This window comes from Kutzneria sp. CA-103260, assembly GCF_018263855.1.
Taxonomy (GTDB): Bacteria; Actinomycetota; Actinomycetes; order Mycobacteriales; family Pseudonocardiaceae; genus Kutzneria.
In genome coordinates, this window is record NZ_CP073318.1 from 11,384,667 (window position 1) to 11,406,855 (window position 22,189).

22 protein-coding genes and 1 pseudogene are annotated in these 22,189 nt (G+C 66.9%); 14 read left to right on the forward strand and 9 right to left on the reverse strand.

The genetic code is table 11. From position 1 onward, the window contains the following. The 5 genes from JJ691_RS50965 to JJ691_RS50985 all read left to right on the forward strand — a co-directional run bounded on the left by JJ691_RS50965 (position 1) and on the right by JJ691_RS50985 (position 5,752). Positions 1–873 (forward strand): isocitrate lyase/PEP mutase family protein, encoded by an 873-nt coding sequence (locus JJ691_RS50965; protein ID WP_211766529.1) that lies wholly within the window; start codon positions 1–3, stop codon positions 871–873. 1 nt (position 874) lies between these two features. Then, positions 875–2,113 carry a 3-isopropylmalate dehydratase large subunit gene (locus tag JJ691_RS50970; RefSeq protein ID WP_211766530.1) on the forward strand — a complete coding sequence of 413 codons (1,239 nt, stop codon included), beginning with the start codon at positions 875–877 and terminating at the stop codon, positions 2,111–2,113. Then, positions 2,110–2,676, forward strand: coding sequence for a LeuD/DmdB family oxidoreductase small subunit (locus JJ691_RS50975; RefSeq protein WP_249227570.1), 567 nt, complete (start codon positions 2,110–2,112; stop codon positions 2,674–2,676). The genes JJ691_RS50970 and JJ691_RS50975 overlap by 4 nt, the downstream gene beginning before the upstream one ends. 26 nt (positions 2,677–2,702) lie before the next feature. After that, a complete protein-coding gene (locus JJ691_RS50980; protein ID WP_211766531.1) occupies positions 2,703–3,275 on the forward strand; it encodes an HhH-GPD-type base excision DNA repair protein in 573 nt (190 codons plus the stop codon). An 845-nt stretch (positions 3,276–4,120) separates the two neighbouring features. Next, positions 4,121–5,752: an ISL3 family transposase gene (locus JJ691_RS50985; protein ID WP_211766532.1), complete on the forward strand. Its 1,632-nt coding sequence runs from the start codon at positions 4,121–4,123 to the stop codon at positions 5,750–5,752. Between the two features lie 170 nt (positions 5,753–5,922). Here the strand turns inward: JJ691_RS50985 and JJ691_RS50990 are convergent, their stop codons facing one another. Next, the gene (locus tag JJ691_RS50990; RefSeq protein ID WP_211766533.1) at positions 5,923–6,465 is read right to left on the reverse strand and encodes a CGNR zinc finger domain-containing protein; all 543 of its coding nucleotides are present in this window, start codon (positions 6,463–6,465) and stop codon (positions 5,923–5,925) included. Positions 6,466–6,590: 125 nt separating this feature from the next. Here JJ691_RS50990 and JJ691_RS50995 point away from each other — a divergent pair, with 125 nt between their 5' ends. Beyond that, positions 6,591–7,295: a type 1 glutamine amidotransferase domain-containing protein gene (locus JJ691_RS50995; RefSeq protein ID WP_211766534.1), complete on the forward strand. Its 705-nt coding sequence runs from the start codon at positions 6,591–6,593 to the stop codon at positions 7,293–7,295. A 280-nt stretch (positions 7,296–7,575) separates the two neighbouring features. After that, positions 7,576–9,177, forward strand: a complete 1,602-nt coding sequence (locus JJ691_RS51000; RefSeq protein WP_211766535.1) for a hypothetical protein — start codon at positions 7,576–7,578, stop codon at positions 9,175–9,177. 10 nt (positions 9,178–9,187) lie between these two features. Here JJ691_RS51000 and JJ691_RS51005 read toward each other — a convergent pair whose 3' ends face one another. The 7 genes from JJ691_RS51005 to JJ691_RS51035 all read right to left on the reverse strand — a co-directional run bounded on the left by JJ691_RS51005 (position 9,188) and on the right by JJ691_RS51035 (position 15,638). Beyond that, positions 9,188–9,739 carry a transposase gene (locus JJ691_RS51005; RefSeq protein ID WP_211766536.1) on the reverse strand — a complete coding sequence of 184 codons (552 nt, stop codon included), beginning with the start codon at positions 9,737–9,739 and terminating at the stop codon, positions 9,188–9,190. A 33-nt stretch (positions 9,740–9,772) separates the two neighbouring features. Continuing rightward, positions 9,773–10,264, reverse strand: coding sequence for a winged helix-turn-helix domain-containing protein (locus JJ691_RS51010; RefSeq protein WP_211766537.1), 492 nt, complete (start codon positions 10,262–10,264; stop codon positions 9,773–9,775). Positions 10,265–10,639: 375 nt separating this feature from the next. Beyond that, positions 10,640–10,894, reverse strand: coding sequence for a hypothetical protein (locus tag JJ691_RS51015; RefSeq protein ID WP_211766538.1), 255 nt, complete (start codon positions 10,892–10,894; stop codon positions 10,640–10,642). 168 nt (positions 10,895–11,062) lie between these two features. After that, positions 11,063–12,511: an aldehyde dehydrogenase gene (locus tag JJ691_RS51020; RefSeq protein ID WP_211766539.1), complete on the reverse strand. Its 1,449-nt coding sequence runs from the start codon at positions 12,509–12,511 to the stop codon at positions 11,063–11,065. A 20-nt stretch (positions 12,512–12,531) separates the two neighbouring features. After that, the gene (locus tag JJ691_RS51025; protein ID WP_211766540.1) at positions 12,532–14,082 is read right to left on the reverse strand and encodes a GMC family oxidoreductase; all 1,551 of its coding nucleotides are present in this window, start codon (positions 14,080–14,082) and stop codon (positions 12,532–12,534) included. Between the two features lie 328 nt (positions 14,083–14,410). Beyond that, a complete protein-coding gene (locus JJ691_RS51030; RefSeq protein ID WP_211766541.1) occupies positions 14,411–14,668 on the reverse strand; it encodes a hypothetical protein in 258 nt (85 codons plus the stop codon). A 112-nt stretch (positions 14,669–14,780) separates the two neighbouring features. Then, complete coding sequence (locus tag JJ691_RS51035) at positions 14,781–15,638, reverse strand: MBL fold metallo-hydrolase (protein ID WP_211766542.1); 858 nt, start codon at positions 15,636–15,638, stop codon at positions 14,781–14,783. Positions 15,639–15,730: 92 nt separating this feature from the next. Between JJ691_RS51035 and JJ691_RS51040 the strand changes: the two genes are divergently transcribed. The 4 genes from JJ691_RS51040 to JJ691_RS51055 all read left to right on the forward strand — a co-directional run bounded on the left by JJ691_RS51040 (position 15,731) and on the right by JJ691_RS51055 (position 19,298). Next, positions 15,731–16,690 (forward strand): alpha/beta hydrolase, encoded by a 960-nt coding sequence (locus tag JJ691_RS51040; protein ID WP_249227572.1) that lies wholly within the window; start codon positions 15,731–15,733, stop codon positions 16,688–16,690. A gap of 51 nt (positions 16,691–16,741) precedes the next feature. Then, entirely contained in the window at positions 16,742–17,170 is a 429-nt protein-coding gene (locus tag JJ691_RS51045; RefSeq protein ID WP_256449342.1) for a tautomerase family protein, read from the forward strand. A 287-nt stretch (positions 17,171–17,457) separates the two neighbouring features. Continuing rightward, positions 17,458–17,913 (forward strand): winged helix-turn-helix transcriptional regulator, encoded by a 456-nt coding sequence (locus tag JJ691_RS51050; protein ID WP_249227573.1) that lies wholly within the window; start codon positions 17,458–17,460, stop codon positions 17,911–17,913. Between the two features lie 611 nt (positions 17,914–18,524). Beyond that, positions 18,525–19,298 (forward strand): alpha/beta fold hydrolase, encoded by a 774-nt coding sequence (locus JJ691_RS51055; protein WP_249227574.1) that lies wholly within the window; start codon positions 18,525–18,527, stop codon positions 19,296–19,298. Between the two features lie 211 nt (positions 19,299–19,509). Here the strand turns inward: JJ691_RS51055 and JJ691_RS51060 are convergent, their stop codons facing one another. Next, complete coding sequence (locus tag JJ691_RS51060; RefSeq protein ID WP_211766546.1) at positions 19,510–19,701, reverse strand: hypothetical protein; 192 nt, start codon at positions 19,699–19,701, stop codon at positions 19,510–19,512. A gap of 410 nt (positions 19,702–20,111) precedes the next feature. On the opposite strand from JJ691_RS51060, the gene JJ691_RS53015 reads away from it, so the two are divergent. The 3 genes and pseudogenes from JJ691_RS53015 to JJ691_RS51075 form a co-directional block, all read left to right on the forward strand. Next, a complete protein-coding gene (locus JJ691_RS53015; RefSeq protein WP_211766547.1) occupies positions 20,112–21,059 on the forward strand; it encodes a transposase in 948 nt (315 codons plus the stop codon). After that, on the forward strand, positions 21,050–21,727 hold the full coding sequence (locus JJ691_RS53020; protein ID WP_211766548.1) for a transposase: 678 nt from the start codon (positions 21,050–21,052) through the stop codon (positions 21,725–21,727). The genes JJ691_RS53015 and JJ691_RS53020 overlap by 10 nt, the downstream gene beginning before the upstream one ends. Continuing rightward, positions 21,724–22,137: pseudogene (locus JJ691_RS51075) on the forward strand (IS701 family transposase); the annotation flags it as partial. The gene JJ691_RS53020 and the pseudogene JJ691_RS51075, both read left to right, overlap by 4 nt. Positions 22,138–22,189: the final 52 nt, after the last annotated feature.

The following is a 22,189-nucleotide window of genomic DNA, read 5'->3' on the forward strand; positions in this document are numbered from 1 at the left end:
ATGACCACCGCCGCTCGCGCTCGACTGCGCGAACTCCTTGACAGCAAACAACTCGTCGTCGCGCCCGGTGTCTTCGACGGCCTGAGCGCGCAACTGGCCAAGCGAACCGGCCAGACCGCCGCCTACCTGACCGGAGCCGGCGTCGCCGCCGCCGGATTCGGCCTGCCCGACATCGGCCTGGTCACTCAGACCGAGATGGTGGAGCGGGCCCGGGTGGTGGTTCGAGCGCTGGGCGACGTGCCGCTGCTCGCCGACGCCGACACCGGATACGGCGCGCCGATCAACGTGATCCGCACCGTGCGCGAGTACGAGGACGCCGGTGTCGCGGCGATTCAGTTGGAGGACCAGGCTTTCCCGAAGCGCTGCGGCCACCTGCCGGACAAGGAGCTGGTCAGTGCCGACGACTTCGCTCGCACGCTCGGCGCGGCCCTGGAAGCACGCACGGACGACGGCATGGTGGTGATCGCCCGGACCGACGCCCGCGGTCCGCTGGGCATCGACGAGGCGATCGACCGCGCCAACCGGTATGCCGCCGAAGGGGCCGACATCCTGTTCGTGGAGGCGCCGCAGAGCGAAGCCGAGATCGAGCGGATCGCCCAGGAGGTCAAGGCGCCGCTGCTGCTCAACCTGGTGATCGGCGGGCTCACCCCGGAGCAGTCCGGGGAACGCTTGCGGGAACTGGGTTTCGCGGTCGCCATCCATCCCTCGGCGGTGCTCGGGCCGGTCGCTTTCGCGGCGTTGACCGCGCTGTGCCAGCTGCGGGGCATCGGGGCCGAGGAGTTCCTGCCGACCAAGCCGGCGGAGTTCTTCAACCTCGTCGGCATGAGCGAGTGGTTCGAGCTCGGCCAGACGTACCAACGGAAAGGGGCCTGAGATGGGCATGACGATGATCGAGCGGATCCTGGCCCGCCGGGCCGGGGTCGCCCAGGTGCGGGCCGGCGACACTGTCACCGTCGATGTGGACATGACCGTGCTGATCGACCTCCAGTTCGCCACCACGTGGCTCCAACCGCTCAAGATCGCCGACCCCGATCGGGTCGCCATCGTGATGGACCACGCTGTGCCCGCGCCGACGGTCAAGGACGCCGCCGGCGGGCCGCACGCGCGGAAGTTCGCCGCGCGGTTCGGGATCGAGCGGTTCTACGACGTCGGCCGGCACGGCATCTGCCACCAGGTGATCGCCGAGAACGGCCTGGCCCGGCCGGGCGAGATCCTGGCCTGCACCGACAGCCACACCTGCGCCGGCGGCGCGTACAACACCGCCGCCCGCGGCCTCGGCCCGGCCGAGGTCTACTCCATCCTGTGCACCGGGCGGACCTGGTTCCAGGCCTCGCCGACGATCCGCTACGAACTGGTCGGAGCCCTGCCTGTCGCGGTCAGCGGCAAGGACGTCTTCCTGCACATAGCCAATGAGTACGGCGACGCCACCAACATGAACCTGGAGTACGGGGGACCCGGGCTGGCCTCGATCCCGCTGCACGACCGGCGCACCATCGCCACCCAGGGAGCGGAGATCTCCGCCGACTTCTCCACCTTCGCCCACGACGACGTGCTGGCCGAGCACTTCGAGGCCCTGGGGGTGACCGGCTTCGAGCCGACGCACGCCGACCCGGACGCGTCGTACGCCGAGGTCCGCGAGATCGACCTGGCCACCCTGGTGCCCTACGTCGCGCGCCCCGGCACCGTCTCCCGTAACGGTCTCCCCGTTACCGAGGTCGAGCCCCGCAAGATCGACCAGGCGTTCATCGGCTCCTGCGCCAACGGCCAGCTCGACGACCTCCGGATCGCCGCCGATGTGTTGCGCGGCAAGCAGATCGCGCCCGGCGTGCGCCTGATCGTGACACCGGCCAGCCAGCGGGTGTACCGCGACGCCATGCGGCTGGGCTACCTCCAGGACATCGCCGACGCCGGCGGCGTGGTCACCAACGCCACCTGCGGCGCCTGCTTCGGCTACCACATGGGCGTGGTCGGGCCGGGCGAGGTGTGCCTGACCTCCAGCACCCGCAACTTCACCGGCCGGATGGGCTCCCCGGAGGCCGAGATCTACATGGCCTCGCCGGCCACCGTCGCCGCCTCGGCCGTCGCCGGGCACATCGTGGAGGCTGTCCTGTGAACGCCAAACTGCGGGTCACCGGCCGGGTGTGGGTCTTCGGCGACGGCCTGACCACCGACGACATGTATCCGCCCGACGCCATGAAACTCGACCTCCCCGAGGCCGCCAAGCACGTCTTCCACCACGTGCGGCCCGGCTGGACCGACCTCGTGCGGCCCGGCGACATCGTCGTCGCCGGCCGCAACTTCGGGCTCGGCTCCTCCCGCCCCGTGGCCGCTCTGTTCACCCAACTCGGCGTGGCCGCGCTGATCGCCGAGGAGTTCAACTCCCTGTTCTTCCGCAACGCCGTCAACGCCGGTCTGCCGGCCATGACCGTGCCCGATGCGACCTCCGCCTTCCACGAGGGCGACACCGCCGCCATCGACCTGTCCACCGGGCTGTGGCGCAACGAAACCACCGGCGTCGGCGGCTCGGTCCCCGTCCTGCCCGGACTGGTGCTGGAGATCGTCGCCAGCGGGGGAGTGCTGCCACGGCTGGCCGAGCAGGGCTACCTCCCCGCCGAGCTGGCCACCGTCCTGCGCTCGCCGACCGTCGCCGCGGCCGGCCAGGGCAGCGGCGCCTGACCAGCGGGTGTGCCACACTCTGCCGCGTGACCCGTAAGCTCTGCCTCGCCCAGGAACCCGCCGCCGACGCGCTGCTGGCCAGCGACTACCTGGCCCTCCTCTTCGGCATGCTTCTTGATCAACAAATAAATATGGAGAAGGCGTTCAAGGGTCCGAAGGTCATTCTCGACCGGATGGGTGTGTTCGACGTCCATCGCGTCGCCGAGGCCGATCCGGAGGAGTTCGCCGCTCTGGTCTCCACCCCGCCGGCCATCCACCGCTTCCCCGGCTCGATGGCCAAGCGCCTGCAGACCCTGGCCCAGTTCCTCGTCGAGCACTACGACGGCAAGGTCGAGTCGCTCTGGAAGCAGGGCAAGCCCGACGGCCCTGAGGTCCTCAAGCGCCTCACCGCCCTGCCTGGCTTCGGTGACCAGAAGGCGCGCATCTTCTTGGCCTTGCTGGGCAAGCAGTTGGGGGTCAAGCCCACCGGCTGGCGCGAGGCCGCAGGTGCCTACGGCGAGGAGGGCTCCCGCCGCAGTGTTGCCGACGTGGTGGACGCGAAGTCGTTGGGTGAGGTTCGGGCGTTCAAGAAGGCCGCGAAAGCAGCAGCCAAGGGCTGACGAGCCGCGGGGTCGATAGCCGGATCGACGTAGCAATCGGCGGGTACGTGGCGCGACCGGAACGAATGTGGCCGCACGATTCGTCTTATGCAGATGTGCGTTCGATTCCCGGGGGAGAAGCGAACCTGTGATGTCAATCTTCTTGTATTGCCTCTGACCTGGCGTTTCTCGGAGCGAGGGGGTTCACCTGGAACTTCCTCTGGAGTCACCAACCCGTGCTGAACTCACGGTCGGCGTCGTCCTCTCATAGCCGCCGAGCGGGTGCGAGCGATGGCGACCGACGTCCCGGTGGACCCGTCGCGTCCTTCGGCGCGGAATACGGCCAGCGGATCTCGGTTCGGCAGGTCCCCCGAATCCGGTGCTTCGTGTGGTCCGACGAGGCAGAGCTCGTGGTCGAGACCGTCCACGGCGAGGACGTGTGCGGTAACCCAGGAGCCGAGCGGCTGTATGTAACGTCGATGTCGTCGTCGGGTCCGAAATGGACAGTGACGGCAAGTTCGGTCGACGGCAGGTCGACGGGCGCACCCGGCCTCGGGCCGGTGGGGCGGCGACCGCACGGTAGACGAGCACCGATCCTCGACCTCCAGCGAACAGCTCGTTGGCGCACCGCCGACCGGGCGGCCCGAACGGCTGCAGGCCAGCGACCGAGGCGTCAAGTTCGGCCATGGCCTCCGCGTACCAGGGCTGTCGTCTTCTGTCCCAGAGCCATGCTCGTGGCAGAAACGGGACTCAGCTGGTCCCATGAACGGGATCTGGGCCAAGTTGCGTGATCAAGTTGTTGCTCGCGACGGGCGATCCAGTCCGGTGTGTGATCATCTTCCGGGTGCGATGATCATGGTCTTGACGTGGTGCTTCCGCATCTGGCCGGTGTTGTGATCGAGCGGATCGAGCAGGCGGCCGCTGGCCTGCTGATCTGGGTGAGCTCGACGGCATCAGTGGTGGCCTGCCACACCTGTGGCCACCCCGCGGGCCGGGTGCACAGCCACTACAACCGACAACTTGCCGACGCCGCGATCGCCGGCCAGACCGTGGCTCTGCGCTTGCGGGTACGACGATTCTTCTGCGACACCACGGAATGCGCCGTGCGTACCTTCACCGAGCAACCCGCCGGGGTGGCCACCCGGCACGCGCGCAGAACCCCATTGTCGCGGGCGATGCTGACCGCGATCAGCGCAGCGCTGGCCGGCCGTGCCGGCGCGCGGTTGGCCGCCGTGCTGGGATTGCCGGCCAGCCGGAACACACTGTTACGGCTGCTGCGGGCTCTGCCAGAAGCGCCGATCGGTGAGGTGACGGCTCTGGGCGTCGACGACTTCGCGATCCGGAAAGGACAAACTTACGCCACCATCCTGATCAATCTCGCGACACACCAGCCCATCGACGTGCTCCCGGACCGCGAGGCCGACACACTCGCCGAGTGGCTGACGGCCCACCCCGAGATCCAGGTCATCGCGAGGGATCGAGCCAGCGCCTACGCCGAGGCCAGCACACGAGGCGCGCCCCAGGCAACGCAGTGCGCGGACCGTTGGCATGTCTGGAAGAACCTGGGCGAGGCCGTCGAGAAAACCGTCATCGCGCACCGCAAATGCCTGTCCGAGCCCCTCGCGCCGGACCATCCTGGCGAAGATATCGCTGACAACACGACCGCGACAGTCCAGACGGAGGCGCCGCCGGCCCTCGACATCGAGCCGGCCGACCCTGTTTTCCTGTCGGAGTCGTCGTTCGTGACACGGATCCGCGAGCGGTACGACGCCGTGCGGGCTTTACATGCCGAGGGCATGGGGATCCGGGCGATCACCCGCGCGCTGCGGCTGGACCGCAAGACCGTCCGTCGGATCGTCCAGGCCGACGACGTCGAGGACCTCCTCGCCAAGACCACCTCCCGGTACTCGCTGCCGGACAACTACAAGCCCTACCTCCACCAACGCTGGACCAGCGGCCACACCAACATCACCCGCCTGATTACCGAGATCCGCGAGCAGGGCTACCGGGGCAGCGCCCAAACCGTCTACCGCTACCTGCGCCCCTTCCGCACCCGCCGCGCACCCCGACCCGCGGCGGCCGTCACCCCTACATCGCCCGCTCCGCCGAAAATCCGGCACGTCACCGGGTGGATCATGCGTGACCCCGAGAACCTGTCCGATAAAGACTGCCTACGCCTCAAGGAGATCCTCACCCGCTGCCCCGAACTGGAGGCCACCCGCCGGCATGTCGGCTCGTTCGCGTGCATGATCCGCAACCTCACCGGCGACCGCCTGCCTGACTGGATGGACCGCGTCCGCGAGGACAACCTGCCCGCGCTGCACTCCTTCGTCAACGGGCTGCGGCACGACCTGGCGGCGGTGACGGCCGGGCTCACGCTGCCGTGGAGCAACGGTCCGACTGAGGGCACAGTCAACAAAATCAAGCTGCTGAAAAGGATGGCGTTTGGTCGTGCTGGATTTCCGTTGCTGCGGAAGATGATCCTGCACGCCACGTAGGACGTATCCACCGGATCAAGCCTAGTTGATCACGCAACTTGGCCCAGATCCAGTTCTCGGGGCACGCAGAGCGCGGCACGATTGGTAATCAAGGGATCCTCCTACCTCGGACTTGATCTTCGCAAGTCCAGTCTGAGCATCGGCGGGCGAACGCCGTCACAGTACTGAAATCATGCGGTCTTGATCCGGCTGCGGTAGGCGCGCATCGACACCTGCGCCCCGCACCCTGAGCTGCAGAACTGACCGGATTGGTTCTTGGTCTTGTCGAAGAATCCGGCGTAGCAGGACGGGTTCTTGCAGAGCTTGAGTCGTGACCAGATGCCCCGCGCGGACAGGTCGGCGGCGGCGGCCAGCACGGTGCCGAACGCGCCGGGCAAGCCTGTCTGTGACGTCTTGACACGCACTCCGTCGACAGTAATCCGCAGCACCAGCGGGTAGCGCCCGGCGATCGACCGCAGGTAGCCCTCGGCCGCCTCGACCGGCGCGTCCGCGCAGCCGCAGTGGGCACGGAAGATCGTGGCGAACGCGTCGCGCAGCTCGCGGGCCGCGACCACGTCGGCCCCGGTGACCGGCTCGTCCACGGAGATACCCGCCTCAGTCAGCCAGCGCAGGAGCCCCGCCTCGTCGTCGAACCGCTCGACCCGCCCGTTGTCGCTGGGCCGGGTGTTAACCAGGGCCAACATCAGGTCGGAGGTGGTGCATTCGAGCGACACGCCACAACTGTACCCACCACCCGGGTCGCTGCCCACCCTCGTGACGAAGCCCTCAGCCGTTTGCTGTTAAAGCACTTCGCTAGTAACGTTCACCCCGAAGGGTTGCCGAGATCAAGGAGTCTGAAATGACCAAAGTTCTTTTCATCCTCTCTGGGGCGCGTTCCTGGAGCCAGCTGGACGGCACCCAGCATCCGACCGGATTCTGGGCCGAGGAGTTCATCACCCCGCACCGCATCTTTACGGCTGCCGGCCTGGACATCAGGATCGCCACCCCGGGCGGCCGGGTGCCTGCGGCCGACCAGATCAGCCTGAACCCGACCGTCGGGATCGACGAAGCAGCCGCAGCGGACTTCCGGGCGTACCTGACCGAGGTCAAGGACGTGCTTGACCACCCGACCCGGCTCGAGGACATCAACCCCGACGAGTACGACGTGGTGCTGATCCCTGGAGGTCACGGCCCGATGCAGGACCTCGCGGTCAACGACGACATCAACCGGATCCTCGGCCGAATGCTGCCCGACGACGAAAAGATTGTGGCGTCGGTGTGCCACGGTCAGGCCGCGTTCCTGGCCGCCGGTGACAGCAAGAATTGGCTGTTCAAGGGCCGTCGCATGACTGCCTTCACGGACGCGGAGGAACAGCAGGCGGGCCTCGCCGCCAACGCGCCGTTCCTGCTGGAGTCGCGGCTGCGCGCGGCCGGCGCAACCTATGAGTCGGGCGGCCTCTGGCAGCCGTTCGTCGTCACCGACGGCAACCTGATCACCGGCCAGAACCCGGTCTCGTCCGCCGGCGTCGCCGAGACGATCCTCAAGGAACTGGCCGCTCGCTAAGAGCGTGTCTCATGTGGCTAGGGCTTGCAGATAATTAACTCGCTGGTTGGAGTGCCGATGCCGGGGTGATCCCGGCATCGGCCGTGTAGGCCAGCAGGTCTGCCAGCGTGCGGATCCGTGTCGCAGCGGGCGTGGGCGTGTGTCCGGCCAGGGTCAGGAGCGGGTCGGTCTCACGGACTGCCCTGTTGACGGTCTCCTAGCAGACGCCCAGTGAGGCTCCGCCTCTGACCGCCGAGGTGGTGGGCTGGTCTGAGCCGTCGGGTGCGGCCAGGCTGTGGCTATGACTGGCACGGCGACAGTGAGTGATCTTCTCGATGGGCATGTGTCGTTGGACCTCGAGTGTCTGGATCGGGTCTATCTCAACGGTTACGTGCCGAACCTGCAGGTGGGCGGGCAGGTGGTGTCGTTCATGACACAGCACCTGGGCTACCCGATTCCCTCACCGGCGATCCTGGAGAAGATCGACACCGCGTTCCGGCGGGCGGTGAGCGCGTTCGCCGAGTCCGAGCATGTGCCCGTGGTCCAGTTCGCCAAGAATGACCGCAAGATCGACGTAATGCGCCGGCATCTGGCCGCGCAGGCGGCAACCGGCCGCTCCGGTGTTGCGGCGATCGGCGTCGCGCAGGAGTACCAGAACGTCTTCGCCGCGACCCAGCGACAGGGCGCCAACGGGGTGCCGTGGTTCTCCTTCACCAAGGCCGACCGGCGCGTGTCATGTTTCTATTTCTATCTCTGGGATGTCGAGTTCGGCCCGGCGTTCATCAAGGTATGCGCCTACTTCCCATACCCGGTCAAGGTGTGGGTCAACGGTCACGAGTGGGCCAAACGCCAAGCCACCGCCGCCGGGATCGGGTTCGTCGAACTGTCCAACGGGTTCGCCTCCTGCGCCGATCCCGATGCGTTGCAGGCGATCTGTGACCGTCTCGGGCCGGGGACGATCACTGTGTTCTTCCAGCGATGGATGAGCGTGCTGCCCCTGCCACTCACCGCTGCCGACCACGATGCCGGTTACTGGTGGGAGTTGTCGATGCGCCAGATCGAGGTCTCCCGCACCCTGGTGTTCCACGCGCCCCGTCACGCCCGAGGGTTCTTCGAAGCGCTGGTCGCCGACAACCTCGACCTCGGCCGGCCCGACAGTGTGGAGCTGATCTTCACCGGCAAGAACGAACGGCGCGGACGACCGCGGAAGGACCCGCTGACGTTCAAGACGACAGTGGTCACCCGTGACACCGAGGTGACGATCAACGCCTTCTACAAGCATTCCCGCGTCAAGCAGTATCTGAAGGACGGCCGGGCGCTGCGGATCGAGACCGTCGTCAACTCCCCGGACGACCTGCGCTGCCACCGCCGTCTGCACAATCTGGACGAGCTACAGGCCAAAGCCCGTGACGTCAACGCCCGCCTGCTCGATACTGAGCGGGTCGGGCAGGGTTGTGTCCTTGCGAGCCCAGCCTTATCTGTGAGGCTGGCGACCGGTCAAGGCCCAAGACCTCTTCTTATGGGGACTGGTTTTTCGGTTTCTTCGCGCCGGCTGGGGTTGGGGTTGGTCGGGCGGGGTCCAGGTGGAGCGCCCGCAGCGCAGCGAGGACGAACGACCTTGAGGCCGCCCGACCAACCCCACAGACTGTGGCCGGTGAGGAAACCGAGCCGGTTAGTTCGGCATCCTGTTCACCGCCTTCGTGGCAACAACACGGGTACTCCCTGTCCCGGTGTCGGGCGCCCGGCCTTATCTCGGTGCTCGGAGCTTGGCTCCGGCGACATGATGCGTGATGGGGTGTCCCAACGGAGATGGATGCGGCCGCTCAATCTTTGGAGGCTGTCCCAGGCCCCCGGTAAAGGGAGTCCGGGCAGCAGGCTGGTTACGGGAAGCTACAGAGGTTGAATGGTCAGCATTACGGAGGTGCTGGGTCGAGCTCCAACCCGGTGTGAGCGAGGAAGGCGTCGATCAACTCGGGCCGGTACTGGATCCGCCTGAGCCGGTTCTTCACCACCGCGACCAGCTCGTCGACACCGTGCACGATGAGGTTGCCCAAGCCACGCTTGACATGCGACCACACATGCTCGGCCGGGTTGAGGTCCGGAGCGTAGGCGGGAAGCCGGATCACGTGCAGCCAGTCCCGCGCCGCGACCAACTCCCGCATCGCCGCGCTGACGTGCGTGTTCAGATTGTCCCAGATCACCACGACAGGGCCGCCCAGTTGCTGGTGGGCGGCGTCCAGCAGGGCGGCGTAGTCGGTCTCGGCGAAGCTGCGCCGTTCACCCTTGCGACCGCGGTGGGTCCGGGTGCGGTAGATCAACCGGCCGCGCTGGCCGGGCCGCACGCACACCAGTCCAGCGACCGAGACCCGGCCCGACCCCTTGCCCGACACCGCCACCGTCGGGGTCTGACCCCGCCGCCCCCCACGTGCGGGCCTTCGGCGGACGCAGGGTCTGACCGGCCTCATCCTCGAAACACAGCCACGCGTCGCGCTCCGCCGCTACCGTTTTCCCGCCGGCCACGTCTCCTTCCGCCAGGCGGCGATCGCGTCCTCGTCGCGCTCGACGGCGCGATGCGCCGGGACCTGTGGTGAGAACCCCATGCGGTGCAACAGATACGACACCCCGCGCAGGGTGTAGCGGGTGTGGAACATCCGCGCGATCAGGTCCGCCACCCGCGCCAGCGTCCAGCGCTGATCCTCGCCAAAGCCGTGCGCGGCCGGGCCCTGCTCCAGCGCTTGAGCCAACCGATCCAGGCGTTGCCGGTCCAGCCGACAGTCCGATCCGCCCGGCCCTTTCGTGGCCAGCGCCGCCCGGCCACCGGCACGCCAACGGCGGCGCCACACGTACACCGCGTTAGTCGACACCCGCAGCCGCCGAGCGATCTCAGCGACCGGCACGTCCAGGGCGAACCACTCGGCCGCCTGTAACCGGACCGCCTCTCGTGTGGCCCTGCCCCGCTCGGACAGGCCTCCTCCGTCCGCGTACCTCATCACCCCGGCACAGACCCGACCACGGTCACCGTCGTGGAGGACACGCCGTGAACAGCATGATCAACCCCGGCCATTCAAGATCTGTAACAACCACATCTGGTTCTTCCGGCGCGGCTTGGACAACCGCATCTACTACACGACCACGCCGCTGGCGACGCCGACCGCCGGTTCGAACTTCCGGCTCAGCGGCTGGACGGCGACCCCGGTGTCACCACCTCGGACTCACCCGCAGTGACCCAACACAACGACTCCCTCTGGGTGGCCTACCGCAACGAGCACAGCAACCAGATCCGCACCATCAACGCTGGTGTGCTCGGGCTGCTGAGCGGGCGATTCACCGGCTGGACCGACAACTTCGCGGTCAATGGGGCCGACTCAGAGTTCTCGCCGGCGATCACCAACTTCGGCGGCCAGTTGAACCTGGTGTATCTCGACACCAACCGGCACATCATCAGGAGGACCTCGGTCGGTGACAATACCCGGACGAGCGCGGACATGACCGCCACCCTGCCGCGGCTCTGGGGACGGCCCTCGGTCATGGCCGGCGGAAACTTTCTCGACATGGCCGTGCTGGGCGATGATCCGGACGCGCATGGCGGCCGCACAGTCTACCGCGTCAGCTTCTTCCATGACCGGGACGGTGAGTTCGACACCATGGGGTGGCTCGCCGGCCCTCGGGGCTTCCACACGGCGTCGCCGGTCTCGCTCTGGGCCACCGCGACCGCCGTGGCCTGGGTCATCGGGATGTCCCTCGGGGCGGCGACTGTTGTCGGCCGCCCCGAGCCGCGCCGGACCAGCTCAGCGGTTGATGGTCTTGTACTCCAGGTATTCCTCCAGCCCGGCGAGGCCGAATTCGCGTCCGATGCCGGAGTTCCGGTAGCCACCGGCCGGGGCCTCCAGGCTGTGGGCGGCGCCGTTGATCTGGAAGGTGCCGGTGCGGATCTGGCGGGCGATCTCCAGGCCGTGGGCGGCATCGCTGGTCCAGACGCCGCCGCCGAGTCCATAGGGGGAGTCGTTGGCGATGCGCACGGCGTCGGCTTCGGTGTCGTACGGGATCAAGACGAGGACCGGGCCGAAGATTTCCTCCCGGGCGATCGGCATGGCGTTGTCGACATCGGTGAGCAGCGTCGGCTTGACGTAGCAGCCTTGTCCCAGACCGGCGGGGGCATCCGGACCGCCGGCAATCAGGCGGGCACCGCCCAGGATGCCGGCGGTGATGTGGCTGCGGACGCGGTCGGCGTGGTCGGCGCGAACTAACGGCCCGATGAAGGTGTTGTCGTCGAAGGGATCTCCGACCACGATTGCGGCCACCATCTCCCGCAGTCGGTCCTCCATCTCGGCCTGCCGGGACCGGGGCACGAGCAGCCGGCTGTGGGCGACGCAGCTCTCGCCGTTGTTGCCGTAGGCCAGCAGCTTCATTCCCTCGGTGACGCCGTCCAGATCGGCGTCCGGCAGCACGATCGACGCCGACTTGCCGCCCAGTTCCAGGCTGACCCGCTTGAGCTGCTGCCCGGCGATGGCGGCGATGGTCCGCCCGGTCTGGGTGGAGCCGGTGAATGCGATCTTGTCCACGTCGGGATGGCCGACCAGGTACTGGCTGGTGGCTCGGGCGGCCGGCAGGATGCTCAGGACTCCCTCGGGCAGCCCGGCCTCGGTGAACAGGTCGCCGAGCGCGAGCCCGTCGAGCGGCGTCTCGGGTGCGACCTTGAGGACGACGGTGCAGCCGGCCAGTAGGGCGGGGATGACCTTGACCAGGGCGGACTGGTTCGGCATGTTCCACGGGATGACCGCGGCCACGACACCGACCGGTTCGCGACGCACCACCGTGTGGCCGTCGGGTAGTTCCTGTTCCCACGGCAGTGTTTCCGCCGCTCTGAGGAAGGCATCGGTCTGCAGGGGCATCGCGGCGAGGCACCAGCCGGTGAACCAACGTGGCGTTCCGTTCTCGGCCGTGATCAGGTCAGCGATCCCGTTCTGGTGTCTGGAGAGCAGATCGTCGAACCGTTTGATGACGATCTGCCGTCGGGCTGGTGTCATCCGTGGCCATGGGCCGTCGTCGAACGCCTTGCGGGCGGTGGCCACCGCCGCGTCGACGTCCCTCGGGGTCGCCAGCGCTGCCACGCCGGTCAGTGATCGGTCATGCGGGGACCGCACCTCCAGGCGGCCGCCGTCGATCGGGGCCATCCAGCGGCCGCCGACGAACAGCTTCGGGTAGTCGCGCTGTGCGCGGGCGTTGTGGGTTGGCATTCCGGCGTTGCCTTGTCGCGTCACTGGTCGGCGATGAGGTCGGCGGCGCGTTCGGCCAGGGCGATGACGCTGGCCTGGGTGTTGGCCCGGGGAATCGTGGGCATCACCGAAGCGTCGACGATCCGGAGACCATCGAGGCCGTGAACGGCCAGGGTGGGATCCACCACGGCGTCGGCATCGGTGCCGATCTTGGCGGTGCCGACGGGATGCCAGTACGGGCTGAGCGTTTCGGAGATGCACGCGTCCAGTTCGTCGTCGCTGGATTCAGGGGACACGGCGGCCGCGCCGATCGCTTCGGCCAGCGAGTCGACGCTGAACACCTTGAGCGCCATCCGCAGCCCGACGCGCAACCGCTGCCGGTCCTCGGGCGCGGTGAGATAGCCAGCGTCGACAACGGGTGGGTCGATGGACTTGGACGACTTCAGTGTCACGCTGCCTCGGCTGGCCGGTGTCAGCAGCGAGACCAGGCAGAGCAAGGCCGGCTCGACTGGGCCCGGTGCGCCTCCGTCGGCTCCGACCAGGGTGGGCGCCAGGTGCAAGTCGGGAGCGGTGAGCAACGGGTTCGTGCGCAGGGCGGCCACGGCTTGGCCCAACGCGGACAGCGGTCCGCGCCGGATCGTGCGATAGAGGTCCTCGGGGTCGTCCGACAGGCTGCCGCGCAACGCTGCCGCGTCCCGCACCGGCCAGGCCAGCCGAACCAGCGGATGGTCGTGAAGGTTGCGGCCGACGCCGGGCACGTCGGCGACGACGGGGATGCCGAGCTCGGCCAGCTCATCGCGGGGACCGATGCCCGAGAGCAGGAGCAGGCGAGGCGTGCCGATCGCACCGGCGCAGAGGAGCACCGCGCGGCGGGCGCGGACTTGGGCGGTGCCACAGTCGACGCCGACGACGCGACTGCCGTCGATGATCAGGCCGTGAACCGGTTGGTCGGCGCGGACGTCAAGATTCGCGCGGCCGAGCGCGGGAGTGAGGTAGCCGTCGACGACGCTGTGCCGGACGCCGTCGCGGATGTTGCTCTGCACCAGGCCGAAGCCGATGCGGTCAGCGCCGTTGAGGTCGGCGCTGACCGGCCAGCCTAGGTGCGCTCCGGCGGCGATGAACCGGGCCGACATCTGATGCAGGTGATACGGGGTGTGGACGGCGATCGGGCCGCCGGCGCCGTGGTAGGGGCCGGCGCCGAACTCGTGGTCTTCGATCCGCCGCAGATACGGCGACAGGTCGGACCAACCCCAGCCGGTGGCTCCTCGGGCGGCCCAGCCGTCGTAGTCCTCGGGGTGGCCGTGGAACCAGCCGAGTCCGTTGACGCTGCTGCCGCCGCCCAGCCCGCGGCCGGTTGCCAGGGGAATCTGCCGGCCGCCGAGTTCGCGCTGCGGGGTAGTGAGGTTCTCGTAGACGCTGTCACCGGCCCAGAGGTACGGGGCGCGACCGGGGACCTGCATGGCTTCGTCGTCCAGGCGACTGCCGCCTTCGAGCAGCAGCACGGTGGTGGCCGGGTCGGCGCTGAGCCGGGCGGCCAGCACGCAGCCTGCGCTGCCGGCACCCACGACGATGTAGTCGACTTCGGTTGGCAAGGAGTTCACGGTACCTCCATCCAAGAAATGACGATTGATCACAAAAGATCTGAGGTTTTGCTCAACCCCGCGATAATCCTACAATCGGCGGCTCGACGCGTACCCCGGACGGCCAGACGTGAACGTTATTGCGCCCCAAGGAACTGCCGTGCCTCCAGTAATCGTAGAACGGTCCGTCGGCGCGAATTCGCGCAGCAGAAGGACCCGGCGGCAAGCTCCGTCGACAGGACAGAATCCTTGCAGTCAAGGGGCTTGCGTCGGGTCTTCTGGCTGGTCGAGTGAGATTCGCGTGTCTTCTGTTGCCTTCTGATCGGCTCGGTGAAGTCCGTCACCCGCAGGATTGCCGGGCCGCCGCCACGTTGCGAGCCTGGTTGACCACCTGCCTGGTGTAGCGCACCGCGAAGAGCATGACGATGATCGTCGGGCCCCATTGGAACAGCAGCTTCTCGTTCGACGGCAACGAGCCCAGACTGTCGGTGGCGAGGTGGGCGACGCCCAGGACGAGCACGGCAAATCCCCACACCGCGCTGATCTTCCGGTTCAGGGCGAGGAATTCAGGGTTCTTCCGGTGCTCGCGGGGGACCATACCGCGGGCCATGGTGGCGGTGAACGGCGCGAACGGCAGGGTGAGCAGCTACAAACCGGCACAACGACTCGTGCGTCCGATCCCGAAGTGCGATCGAGATCATCCTTGTCGGTCACGCACGGTTGGCGAAGTACGCATTCGCTGAGATGCGCAAGGTCCAGGTGTTCCCGTAGTCGGGGTACAGCGTGACCATTCGCGCGACCGCCTCGTCGCTGGACTCGCTGGTGGCGACCGTGTCTGCGTAGTCGCGAATGTAGCGGCGGGTCGCGTCGAGCTGCGGCTGTGCGTCGAGCGTGGCCTCGGGCCTCTTGTGGCCCCCGACGACGAAGGTCGGATTGAGTTTCTCGATCGCGTCCACCGAGGCGATCCAGCCCTCCCACTGCTCTGGTGTCGTCAGTGCGAGCATCGCGTGGATCTCGTTGTACACCGCGTCGCCGGCGACCACGAGTCCGAGCTCGGGAACGTGTGCAGCGGTTGTCGGCGAGATATCGGCTTGCTTCAGATCGACGATCTCGACGGCGAAGCCGTCAACGTCGATCGTCGAGCCCTCGAGAGGATCCGGCGCTCCGGCGAACGCGACGTGACGGTCACCGAACCAGTTGCGCCATGTCTGCTCCTGGCGCGGCATCGAGGCGAGCAGGTCCTCGATGACGGCCGGCGTGGCGACGGCACGCGCACCGGGAAACCGCTTGAGCAGTTCGGCAAAGCCGAGGTAGTGGTCGGCGTGCCCGTGCGTGATGACGATGGTCGTAAGCCGCTTGCCCGATCCCTCGATGACATCGCCCAGTTCGGCCACGTCCCGCTTGAGGTACTGCGCGTCGACGAGCACCGCCTCGCGAGGACCGGTGATCAACGCCGAGGTCGTCGGCGAGAAGGTCCCGCCATCGGAGATCGTCGGCCAGGAACCGGTGAAGGCGACGGCGCCGACCCCGCCCGGACTCGACGCTTCGATGTTCTGCACGTAGGCCATGTTGCCTCCACGGATCGCAACTTCGGTGTCAGTCCACGGCGCCTGCCGCGGCCGGATCGAGCCTAACGAAACCGATCCTGATTCACAACCGCTTGCAAAATTATGACGGTCGGGCTAGGGTTGCGTCGTGGTCCTGCACGCATCCATCGGAAAGGGTTCACATGAAGCGGAAGGTGGACTTCGCGACCGAGGACGGCACGATCCTCAGTGGCCTGTTGTTTACCGACGATGCCGGGGGCGGGCCGTCTCGTGGCATCGTCATGGCGCACGGCTTCAGTGGTGTCAAGGAGGGGTTGGAGCAGTACGCCACGGTCTTCTCCGAGGCGGGCTACACCGTGCTCCTCTACGACCATCGAACCTTCGGGGAGTCAGGCGGTGGGCCGCGCTACGAGGTCCAGCCCTTTCAACAGGTTCTCGACTGGCGGGACGCGATCACGTTCCTCCTTACCCAGCCGGAGGTCGACAGTTCGCTGGGTGTTGGCGTCTTCGGCTCAAGCTTTGCCGGCGGCCTAGGCATGGTTGTCGCCGCGACGGATCCTCGCGTTGACATTGTCGTGGCGCAGATTCCGAACGTGAGCGGCGTCGACAACGGCACGCGACTCCTCGGCGCCGAGGGGGTCGCCGAGGTGAAGGCTCGTTCGATCGTCGATCGAACCCGCCGGCTGGCCGGGGAGATGCCGGACATGATCCCGCTCTTCAGTTCGGATGGAGAGCTGTGCGCGTTCCCTCCACACTCGGTGGACGAGGTGCGCAACGACAGGGCTTCGGAAACGACATGGGTCAACACGGTGACGCTTCGCTCCCTTGAGAACTATCTCGACTTCGAGCCTGCGGGATGGGTTCCTCTCATCTCACCGAAGCCTCTGCTCATGATTGTCGGCGAGGGTGATACGTGCACCTACCCGGACATCCAGAAAGCAGTGTTCGAGACCGCGGGCGAACCCAAGAAGCTTGTCACGCACCCGGGTGGCCACTGGGCCACTTACACGACCTATTTCGACATTGCCGGCTACGCGGCTCGTGACTGGTTCCTGGAGCACACGCGCCCGTAGCCGTTGATACCCTCTGTAACATCACGCAGAAACGGACATTATTTCATGCCTATGTGGACCGTGTACATTCCGGAAGGCAAGTTTTCGTTCGATGATCGACAGGCGATTGCCACGCGAATTACCGATCACTACGCGAAGGTGATGGGCTTTCCTCGCTTCTGGGTGAGTGTGGCCTTCCATGAGCAGCCGCTCGGCGGCCTGTTTCAGGGTGGGGAGCCGGCCGACAATTTCGTCCGCATCTGGATCGACCACGCCATTCGCCGCGGCAGCCCGGAGCAGTACGAGAGGTTCCTCACTGGCATGTGGGAAGCGCTTGGCGAATGGATCCGCGACCGCGGGTTCGAGCTCGAAGTCCACGGTGACGAAACTCCGATCGCCTTCTGGCAGATCGACGGCATCACCCCGCCCCGCGATCCCCAATCTGAGGACTGGAAGCGCTGGCAGCTGGAAAACAAGGCATCGGCCCTCCTTGGCAAATAAGGGCCCCGGCGGGCGCTCTGCTCAGCCTCGCCGATTGACTGCCGGAGAACGCGGTTTGGCGGACCGTCGTGACCGGTCGGCGGAGCCTCGAGCTCGCAGGTATCGGTCGGGCCTGGAGGACAGCCAGTGCCTGCCGTTGTGCCCGTGAGATCTCTCGACCTGCCGGTCGCCGGCGCACGAGAAGCCGTGGAGACGCTAGGGTTGAGGAACGTGTGAGGTCGCGCGCCGCGCTCGTGAAGTCCGGATTCGGTTCACGAGTGCGGCTCGAACGTGAGGTGGGTCGCGGAGTGAGCATCAAGAACCGGTCCAGTTGCCCAGTCAACCAGGCTGTCGAGCTCATCGGCGACCGCTGGACCCTGCTGATCCTTCGGGACCTCATGGTCGCCGACCGCCGAACCTTCAGGGTGCTCCTCCAAAAGTCGGAGGAGGGTATTTCGTCCAACATCCTGGCCGCGCGACTGAAGGCCCTGGTCGCGGCCGGGATGTTGACCACGACCGAAGACCCGTCGCATCAGCAACGGGTCAGATACAATCTGACCGAAAAGGCCATCGACCTGACCGAGACGATCGTGCACCTCGGGGCGTGGGGCGCCCGCCACTTCGAGGAAGTGAATGAGATAGGCGGCAAACTCTTTGAGCTTGAACGGCGTGGACCCGAGGCGATCCGCGAATTTGCCAATCGCTTGCGTGCGGCTCATCTCTCAACCGCGTCGCTGCCGCGCACGTCGAGCGGTGACGCCTAGCAAGGCTGCAACTTGACGTTGAACTATCCCGCGATGCATGGGTGTAAGTTGCCGCTGCCGACCGAGCTCGGCCGCATGAGCGCTGAATTTCATCGACAAAGCGAAGCAATTCACTGGAAGATACCCAGTCGGGAGATTGTCGTCGACGTACGTTCGGCGGCCTCGGGTCCTGTGACCGGCACCAATCGATCGTGAAGCGCGGTGCGGGTAAATTATTCGCCTCACTGAATTTAGTTAAATTACTCGCGGCCGGTCGGCGTTGTAGGCGGGTAGGTATCTCGCCCCATCTTGTTTATTCTCTACTATTCCGGACATTGTGGTGCGGATTGTGTACAGTCGGATTCAGGTGCGGGCGTTCGCCGCCCACTCGGGTCGCTGGAGGCGAGTGCGTCGAGGCGGTCGCCGTGCAGGCGCCGTCCCAGAGCGTGTCCAGAACCAGCCAGGTCCACCTGCATCGTTTAGATGATGTGTGAAATCTATTACGTAGCGCGGCCCGTCGAGCCCAAGTACCGTCATCTCTGGATGCGGTTCTCGAAGTCCATGGCGCCCGCCGCTCACAACTGCGGCTGTGGCTGTCACCCTCTACTGCAATGCTTAAGGGAGACGTACTCGTGACTGATTCGCCGAAGGTCTTGGTGAATGGTGTGCCCGTGACGCCAGCGGTCTGGGGGCCACTCGTCGCAGAGCTGGCGACCCGCGGCTACGACGACGTATGGCTACTTGCCCCACCCGCTTTCGGGTCTGCGGTGCCCAGCGGATTCATCCCCAGTATCGAGCAATACCGTGCATGGCTGATCACAGAACTTGAGAAGTTCGGCCAGCCGGTAGACCTGGTCGGTCATGATTTTGGGGGCGGTCACGTCGTCGGAGTCGCTATCGAAAGGCCCGATCTCATTCGTTCATGGGCAAGCGACATTCTTGGCATGCTGAATGCGGAGTATGAATGGCACGAAGCGGCGAAGGTGTGGCAGACCCCTGACGCGGGAGAACAGATGCTCGCTGACCTCTTCGGAGGCTCTGCCGCACAGCGATCCACAAATATGCAGGCGATGGGTATGCCCGCGAGCGGGGCGGCGCAGGTCGCTGCAGCACAAGGCCCCGCAATGGCGGAAGCGATTCTGCAGCTCTATCGTTCGTCCGCTCAGCCGAGATTGGCCGAAGTAGGCAATCAGCTCCCGGACGCCTCTAAGCGGCCGGGGCTGGCCATCAGGGCAACCGCCGACGGCTTTGTTGGCACTTCGGAGCAGGTGGAGCGATCAGCTGCGCGTGCTGGGGCACGGACCGGTCGGCTAGAAGGGCTTGGTCACTGGTGGATGCTTCAGGACCCTTCAGCCAGCGCAGATCTGCTCGAAAAGTTTTGGCGCGACTGCGATGAGGGGTCCTGATGCAATGCCGTTCAGTTAAGGCCGTCTGGGCAAGCCAGTAGTGGTGTGGGTGGGCCGGGGTGGCGGGTGATTCAGTCGGTGGGGCGTTTGACGCGGTAGGAGTTGTGGCGGGCGCGTTTGATGACCCGGGGGCAGGTCCGGTCGCGGCGGGGGTGGGTTGGGCTGGGCGCGGATCTCGGCCAGCGCGTCGGTCAAGGCGTCGGATAGGTGTTCAGGGGGTAACGGCCGCCTGGTCGGTGACCTGGCGGCGCACGACGCGGAGGCCTTTGATGAACGACATCCGGTCGGGGTCGCAGCCGGCCGGGTCGGCCGCGTCGTGCAGCAGGGCGCGGATGGCGTAGTGGGCCAGCAGCAGGCCCCACATCTGTTGTTCGACCAGGTCCGGGGTCTTCGAGCGCAGCACCTCACCGCGGCCGCGTAGGTCGGTTTTCAGTTCGGCCAGCGCGGATTCTTCCTGTCGGGTAAGGACGCGTGGACAAGGCGGGTGTGGTCACCGTCTGGTGAGCTGGGCCGTCCATAGTGGACGAGGTAGTCCGCGTTGATCGTCCTGCGGACGACACGCAGCCACCATCGTTCCCACTCGTGGGGGGACTGCGGCGGCTGATCGGCGGTCAGCACTGGTCCCCGACACAGTGGGCAGCGGCTGTCCTGCTTGGCGAGCAGGCGCAGCGTGTAGCTGTCCAGCGGGGGTGTCAGCCTCATGTATTCAGCTATGAAGGCGATCTGACGATCCGACGGCAGAAGGGCGCCTCTCACCTGCGATGATCTGGACTGTCAAGATCAAGAGCATCGTTCGGGAGAGGCGCCCTCAGGGTGAAAGCTACCCGCTGGGACAGTCGGCTCGTGGTGCGGGCCGATGAGAAGAACCTGGTCGGGCACGCGGGGGTCGTGCTGCTGCGCCGTGTCGCCGACCGGGTCGGGCTGACCCGGGCCCTGACTGCCGCGCTGCCACAGGGCAGCGGGCCGGGATGGCGGGACCGGGGCATGGCGCTGGTCCAGCTGGCCTGCGCGATCGTGCTCGGCGCGACGAACATCCTGGAGGCCGAGCAACTCCAGCATCACTGGCGGCAGTTGTTCCCGCGTCCCGTCTCCGACAGCACGCTGGAGGCGATCGATGGCCCGGTGGCGGCGCGGGTCGATCGCGTCCGTGCCGCGATACGACGCGTGGTCTGGACGCTGCTCGCCCTGCGCCCCACGGGCTTTCCCTGGATCGCGGTGTGCGGGCGGGAGCTGATCGGCTGGCACGTCCTCGATCTGGACGCCACCATCATCACCTGTACCAGCAAGAAAGAGGGCGCGGCGGGGACGTTCAAGGGCACCTACGGGCACATGCCGCTGGGGGCGTGGGTGGCCAACACCCGTGAGTGTGTCGCCATGCTGCTGCGGCCCGGCAACGCGCCGCCCAACGACGTCGCCGACCACAAGACGGTCCTGACTACCGCACTGCGGCAGCTCCCGCTGCCGCTGTGGTCGAAACTGCTGATCCGGATCGACGGCGCGGCCTTCAGCCACGAGGTTCTCGAGCACCTTCAGTCGCTGACCACGAGCCGGCGCCGGGTGCGCTGGGTGACTGGCTGGGCGATCAACGACACGGACGAGGCCGCGATCGCGCGGCTGCCCGAGAGTGTGTGGACGGCCGCGCTGCGGCAGGATGGTGAGGTCCACGAGGTCAAGGGACCTGACGGCGAGTGGATCTCCTACCAGGTCGCCGAGCTGACCGGCCTGCGCGACCTGACGGCTGGCCGGCGGGGATGCGGCTGATCGTGCGCCGGGTCAAATCGTCGCGGCGGGATGCGAAGAAGCTGACCGCCTTCGAGAAACGCACCGGCTGGCGCTATCAGATCGTGGCTACGAACATCCCCGCCCACCAGGGGCTTTCCGGGGTGCCCGGCTCCGGGCAGGTGTGGTTCGTCGACGCCCTCTACCGTGATCACGCCGAGGTCGAGGACCGCGTCAAAGCGATCAAGCGGGTCGGCCTCGGGCTGCTGCCCTCGAAGTCCTGGCAGTTCAACACGGCCTGGGCACTGGCCGCCACGATCGCGGCCGACCTCGACGCGTGGACCCGGCTCCTCCTCCTGCACGACGAGCCCGAACTCGCTGCCGCGGAGCCGGAGACGATCCGGATGAAGCTGTACCACCTGCCCGGCTCACCGCCCACGCCCGCGGGCGCACCCTGCGCCTGGACCGCACCTGGCCCTGGGCACACGCATTCACCATCGCCTGGCAGCGCGCCACCCAGCTTCCGGCCCTCACCTGAGGGTCGGCCACCACCCCGACGACACCGAAAGGGCAGGACGCTCCACCCTCGGACCCGTGGAACCCGACGCTCCGCAGCGTCACGCGACGGCCAATCCCGACACGGCACGGGACATAACGGGCAGCCAGCCGCTCACGACGTCGCCGTCAGCCCTTGGAAGAATCGAGGCTGATGACCCTCGTGCGTGTCGCATGCTTGCGCTGGCCAGTCGAGGAAGGATTCGAGTTCGGCAAAGACCACTTCGGGCTCGACCACTCCCAAGTCCGCCTCTACACCGCACTGCTACGGCACATCGTGCTCACCCTGGCCGCGCTCGCCGTCTGCGCCGTCACCGCCGCCCAAGTCAAAACCCACGCTTCAGCACCGATCTTGCCCACCGCACCCGACCAGTCACCACCCGAGGATCCTGGCCTGATCGCCCTCACCGTCGCCGAGATCAAACGACTATTCACGCTGGTCACCCGCCGGCTCCAACCCGAAACCCATCACCTGCACTGGGTCTGGTGGCGACGACGCCACCAGGCCCGCGCCCGCTGGTTCCACCACCGCGCCCGACTACGCCGACAAATCGAACAAACCTGACAAGATCAAAGTGAGGCTGCCGTACTAGTCAGCATCCTCATCTGTGGAACCC

Excerpts from the sequence above, each read along its gene's own strand:
- JJ691_RS51035 (WP_211766542.1), bottom strand. The coding sequence starts at position 15,638 with ATGGCCTACGTGCAGAACATCGAAGCGTCGAGTCCGGGCGGGGTCGGC.
- JJ691_RS51000 (WP_211766535.1), top strand. The coding sequence starts at position 7,576 with ATGACTGGCACGGCGACAGTGAGTGATCTTCTCGATGGGCATGTGTCG.
- JJ691_RS50965 (WP_211766529.1), top strand. The coding sequence starts at position 1 with ATGACCACCGCCGCTCGCGCTCGACTGCGCGAACTCCTTGACAGCAAA.
- JJ691_RS51005 (WP_211766536.1), bottom strand. The coding sequence starts at position 9,739 with ATGAGGCCGGTCAGACCCTGCGTCCGCCGAAGGCCCGCACGTGGGGGG.
- JJ691_RS50995 (WP_211766534.1), top strand. The coding sequence starts at position 6,591 with ATGACCAAAGTTCTTTTCATCCTCTCTGGGGCGCGTTCCTGGAGCCAG.
- JJ691_RS51045 (WP_256449342.1), top strand. The coding sequence starts at position 16,742 with ATGTGGACCGTGTACATTCCGGAAGGCAAGTTTTCGTTCGATGATCGA.
- JJ691_RS53020 (WP_211766548.1), top strand. The coding sequence starts at position 21,050 with ATGCGGCTGATCGTGCGCCGGGTCAAATCGTCGCGGCGGGATGCGAAG.
- JJ691_RS51020 (WP_211766539.1), bottom strand. The coding sequence starts at position 12,511 with ATGCCAACCCACAACGCCCGCGCACAGCGCGACTACCCGAAGCTGTTC.
- JJ691_RS51015 (WP_211766538.1), bottom strand. The coding sequence starts at position 10,894 with ATGGAAGAAGCTGACGCGGTAGACTGTGCGGCCGCCATGCGCGTCCGG.
- JJ691_RS50970 (WP_211766530.1), top strand. The coding sequence starts at position 875 with ATGGGCATGACGATGATCGAGCGGATCCTGGCCCGCCGGGCCGGGGTC.
- JJ691_RS51030 (WP_211766541.1), bottom strand. The coding sequence starts at position 14,668 with ATGGTCCCCCGCGAGCACCGGAAGAACCCTGAATTCCTCGCCCTGAAC.
- JJ691_RS51010 (WP_211766537.1), bottom strand. The coding sequence starts at position 10,264 with ATGAGGTACGCGGACGGAGGAGGCCTGTCCGAGCGGGGCAGGGCCACA.